Consider the following 5,394-nt stretch of genomic DNA (forward strand, 5'->3'; position numbering starts at 1 on the left):
CCCCGGAGACCCCGCACCGACCAGGGCTGTCGCTCACGAGAAGGGCATGTTTCACGTGAAACCGATCGACCCGCGCCTGCTCCGTCATGCCCGTGCCACCCGCGTCTTCCTGGTCGCGGTGGTGCTGCTCGGCCTGGTCGGGGCGGCGCTGGTCGTCGCCCAGGCGATGCTCATCGCCGAAGTCGTCGTAGGGGCCTTCCAGGACGGACTCTCGCTCCCCGCCCTCACGGCACCCCTGGTGCTGCTCGCGGCCGTCGCGATCGGACGCGGGGCGGTCTCCTGGCTCACGGAACTCGCCGCGCACCGGGCGAGCGCCGCCGTGAAGTCCGAACTCCGCGGCCGGCTCCTCGCCCGCGCGGCGGCCCTCGGCCCCGGCTGGCTCGGTGGCCAGAGAACCGGGTCCCTCATCGCCCTCGCCACCCGGGGTGTCGACGCGCTCGACGACTACTTCGCCCGCTACCTGCCACAACTCGGTCTCGCGGTGGTCGTTCCGGTCGCCGTCCTGGCCCGGATCGTCACCGAGGACTGGGTCTCGGCGGCGATCATCGTCGTCACCCTGCCGCTCATCCCGGTCTTCATGATCCTCATCGGCTGGTACACCCAGGCGCGCATGGACCGGCAGTGGCGGCTGCTGTCCCGGCTCTCCGGCCACTTCCTGGACGTGGTCGCGGGCCTGCCCACCCTGAAGGTCTTCGGACGGGCGAAGGCACAGGCCGAGTCCATCCGGGCGATCACCTCGGAGTACCGCCGCGCGACCCTCCGCACGCTGCGGATCGCCTTCCTCTCCTCCTTCGCCCTCGAACTCCTCTCGACCCTCTCGGTCGCCCTGGTCGCCGTGACCATCGGCATGCGGCTCGTCCACGGCGAACTGGACCTCTACACCGGACTCGTGATCCTCGTCCTGGCGCCCGAGGCCTATCTGCCCCTGCGCCAGGTCGGGGCGCAGTACCACGCCGCGGCGGAAGGTCTCGCCGCGGCGGAGGAGATCTTCGAGGTCCTCGAACAGCCGGTACGGGGAGGCGGGACGGCCCCGGTTCCGGAGACCGTGCGCCTGGAGCTCGACCGGGTGACCGTCCGCCACGCGGGGCGCGCCGAACCGTCCCTGGACGCGGCGACGCTGACCGTGGAACCCGGCGAGACCGTGGCCCTGGTCGGACCGAGCGGCGTCGGCAAGTCGACCCTGCTCGACGTGGTGCTCGGCTTCACGGTGCCGGAGGGCGGTTCGGTACGCGTCGGGGGCGCCGCGGCGTCGGGCGCCGGGAGCGCGGAGCTGGCCTCGATCGACCTGGAGGCCTGGCGGGAGCGGATCGCCTGGGTGCCCCAGCGTCCGTACCTCTTCGCGGGAACCGTCGCCGAGAACGTGCGTCTCGCCCGGCCCGACGCCTCCGACGAGGCGGTACGGCAGGCGCTGCGGGACGCGGGGGCCGACGGCTTCGTCGCCGGGTTGCCGCAGGGACTCGCCACGGAACTCGGCGAGGACGGGGCCGGACTGTCCGCGGGCCAGCGCCAGCGCCTTTCGCTCGCGCGGGCCTTCCTGGCGGACCGGCCGCTGCTGCTGCTCGACGAGCCGACGGCGTCGCTGGACGGCGAGACGGAGGCCGGCGTGGTCGACGCGGTCCGCCGGCTCGCGGCCGGACGCACCGTTCTGCTCGTGGTGCACCGCCCGGCGCTCCTCGCGGTCGCGGACCGGGTCGTGCGCCTGTCGCCGTCGGAGGGTCCGGCCGGGCCCGCCCTGCCGGGGGCCACGGCCGTGGGCGCTTCGGAAGGGACGGAACGGGACGGCGGCGGACCGGTCCCTGACGGTGCTGAGCGGTCGACGGGCGTGTCCGTGGGAGCTCCGGAAGAGACGGTGCGGGATGCCGGCGGTGCCGGTTCGGCCGACGGGAGCGGCCGGGACCGAGCGCCGTCCGTACGCCAGGACGGCGCCGGTCGGGACGGCGGGACCGGAGGCGCCGTCGAGGCGGACGGGGATGCCGTACCCGCAACCGGGACCGGGTCCGCCGGGGAAGCGGCGGCTCCGGCCACCGGGGGTTCCGGACGGTCGGTCCTCGGGCGGATCCGCGCGATGGCCGGTGAGCTCCGGGGCAGGATGGGACTCGCCCTGCTCCTCGGCAGCCTCGCCCTCGGCTCCGCCGTCGGCCTCATGGCCGTCTCCGGATGGCTGATCTCCCGTGCCTCCGAGCAGCCGCCCGTCCTCCACCTCATGGTGGCGGTCACCGCCACCCGTGCCTTCGGCATCGGCCGGGCCGTGTTCCGTTACGCCGAACGCCTCGTCTCGCACGACGCCGTGCTCCGCATGCTGGCCGAGCTGCGCGTCTCCGTCTACCGGCGCCTGGAGCGGATCGCCCCGGCGGGGCTGCGCCGCACCCGGCGCGGCGACCTCCTCTCCCGGCTCGTCCAGGACGTCGACGCCCTCCAGGACTACTGGCTGCGCTGGCTGCTGCCGGCCTGCGCGGCCCTGGTGGTGGGCGTCGCCTCCGTCGGGTTCACCACCTGGCTGCTGCCCGAGGCCGGAGCCGTACTCGCGGTGGGTCTGCTGCTCGCCGGTATCGCGGTGCCGCTCGTCAGCGGATCCCTCGCCCGGCGGGCCGAGCGCCGTCTCGCCCCCGCCCGGGGCGTCCTCGCCACCACGGTGGCCGACCTGCTCCGCGGCTGCGGCGAACTGACCGTCGCCGGCGCGCTGCGCGAACGGACCGAGCGGGCCGCCACCGCCGACCGCGCCCTCACCGGCATCGCCTCCCGGCAGGCCGCCGCCACCGCGCTCGGCGCCGGACTCTCCGCCCTGGTGTCCGGTCTGACGGTGGTGGCCGCCGCGTGCGCCGGCGTCCAGGCCGTACGCGACGGGCGGCTCGACGGGGTGGCCCTCGCCGTGGTCGTCCTGACCCCGCTGGCCGCCTTCGAGGCCGTCACCGGACTGCCCCTCGCCGTCCAGTACCGGCAGCGCGTGCGGCACAGCGCCGAGCGGGTCTTCGAGGTGCTCGACGCGCCCGTCCCCGTCCACGAACCACGGACGCCCGCCACTCCCCCGGCGAGCCCGTTCCCGGTGGTCCTCGACGGGATCACCGCCCGGTACGCCGGGCAGGACCGCCCGGCGCTCGACGGCTTCGGCCTCACCCTGGAGCCCGGCCGGCGGATCGCCGTCGTCGGTGCCTCCGGCTCCGGCAAGACCACGCTCGCCCAGGTGCTGCTGAGGTTCCTGGACGCCGAGCACGGCGCGTACCGGCTGGGCGGGGTGCCCGCGCGGGAGCTCGACGGGGACGACGTACGGCGGTTCGTGGGCCTCTGTGCCCAGGACGCCCACCTCTTCGACAGCTCCGTCCGGGAGAACCTGCGGCTCGCCCGGCCCGGCGCCGAGGACGCCGAACTCCGCGAGGCGCTGCGGCGGGCCCGGCTGCTCGACTGGGTGGACGGTCTGCCGAACGGCCTCGACACCCTCGTCGGCGAGCACGGCTCGCAGCTGTCCGGCGGCCAACGCCAGCGCCTCGCGCTCGCCCGCGCCCTCCTCGCCGACTTCCCGGTCCTCGTCCTCGACGAGCCGGCCGAGCACCTGGACCTGGCCACCGCCGACGCCCTCACCGAGGACCTGCTGCGGGCCACGGAGGGCCGCACCACGGTGCTCATCACCCACCGCCTGCACGGCCTCGACGCGGTGGACGAGGTGCTGGTCCTGGACGCCGGCCGGACCGTGCAGCGTGGCCCGTACGCCGCACTCGCCTCCGTGGACGGACCCCTGCGGCGGATGGTGGCCCAGGAGCGGGCGACCGATCTGCTCACGACCGCGGCGGACACGGGAAGGTGACGCGGTAGGGAGCCGGGAGCGGGCGTCCGGGGCCAGGGGGCGCGGGAGGAGCGGCGGCCGACTTTTCTCGCCAAATAGGACTTACTAGGCTCACGCCCATGACCGCCGACGTGCCGGACGTCCCGGACCCGCTGGAGAGCGCCACCCGGGCCACCCGCAGCCTCCAGGGCCTGTCCACGGAACTCACCGCCCGCGTCCCGCAGCTCCTGGAGGCGATGCGCTCGGTCGGCACGGGGCTGGAACTCCACTCCACCCTGGACCGCATCTGCGAGACCGCCGCCGAACTCGCCGACGCGCGCTACGCGGCGATCGGCGTCGTCGACGAGGAGGGCGACGGCCTCCGCGACTTCGTCACCCACGGCGTCGACGAGGCGACGGCCCGCCGCGTCGGCCGCCGCCCCGACGGGCACGCCGGGCTGCTCGGCGCCCTCATCCGGGAACCGCGGACCATCCGGCTCACCGACCTGACCGCCGACCCGCGCGCCACCGGCTTCCCGGCCGGGCACCCGCCGATGCGGACCTTCCTCGGGGTGCCGATCCGGGTCCAGGGCGAGATCTTCGGCAACCTCTACCTGGCCGAGAAGCGCGGTGGCGAACCCTTCAACGACGACGACGCCCACATGGTCCGGGTGCTCGCCACCGAGGCGGGCATCGCGATCGGCAACGCCCGCCTCTACGAGGCGGCCCGGCAGCGCGAACGGTGGATCGACGGCTCGGTCGCCGTCACCACCGCCCTGCTCTCCGGCGGCGACGCGGACGACGCCCTCACCGTCGTCGCCGAGCAGGCCCGCCGCCTCGCCGACGCCGACGCCGGAATCGTCCTGCTCCCGGCCGGGGAGGGCGGCCTGGAGATCGTGGCGGTCTCCGCGCCCCGGCCCACCAAGGCGCTCGGCGTGGTCCTCCCGCCCGAGAGCGCCGTCGTGGAGCAACTCCTGGCAGGGGAGGCCGTCTTCGTGGCCGACGCCTCCACGGACCCGCGCATGGTGAGCGGGCTGACCTCGGTCTACGGGCCCAGCATGATCCTTCCGCTGCAGAGCGGGGGCCGGGTGCTCGGCGCCCTCGCCACGCCCCGGGCGCGCGGCGCCCGTCCCTTCACCGAGACGGAACGGACCCTCGCCACCCAGTTCGCCTCCCAGGCGGCGCTCGCCCTGATGATGGCCGACGCCCAGCGCGACCGGGAGCGGCTGGCCGTCTACGAGGACCGCGACCGCATCGCCCGTGACCTGCACGACCTCGTCATCCAGCGGTTGTTCGCCACCGGGATGATGCTGGAGAGCGCCCAGCGGAAGTCGGTCGTCCCGGCCGTGCGCGAGGGCGTGGGCAAGGCCGTGGACGAGCTGGACGTGACGATCCAGGAGATCCGTACGGCGATCTTCGCGCTCCAGCAGGGCCCGGCCGAGGCCCCCTCGGGCCTGCGGACCCGCGTGCTGCGGGAGATCAACATGGCGGCGGTGCCGCTGGGCTTCAAGCCGGCCCACCGGTTCCTCGGGCCGGTCGACTCGGCGGTCGGCGAGCTCACGGGCAAGAACCTGATCGCCGCGCTGCGCGAGGCGCTCTCCAACGCCTTCCGGCACGCCGGGGCCGGACGGATCGAG

Annotated in this window: 2 protein-coding genes; both read left to right on the plus strand. The window is 75.1% G+C overall.

Annotated elements, in window-relative coordinates; genetic code table 11:
• Positions 1 to 55: 55 nt before the first annotated feature.
• Positions 56 to 3,799, plus strand: coding sequence for a thiol reductant ABC exporter subunit CydD (gene cydD / locus RIF68_RS26170; protein WP_309053759.1), 3,744 nt, complete (start codon positions 56 to 58; stop codon positions 3,797 to 3,799).
• A gap of 98 nt (positions 3,800 to 3,897) precedes the next feature.
• Positions 3,898 to 5,394, plus strand: a 1,497-nt coding sequence (locus RIF68_RS26175) for a GAF domain-containing protein (protein WP_309053758.1), incomplete at its 3' end; no start/stop codon positions are given.

This window comes from Streptomyces sp. (assembly GCF_031178505.1).
Taxonomy (GTDB): domain Bacteria; phylum Actinomycetota; class Actinomycetes; order Streptomycetales; family Streptomycetaceae; genus Streptomyces; species Streptomyces gulbargensis.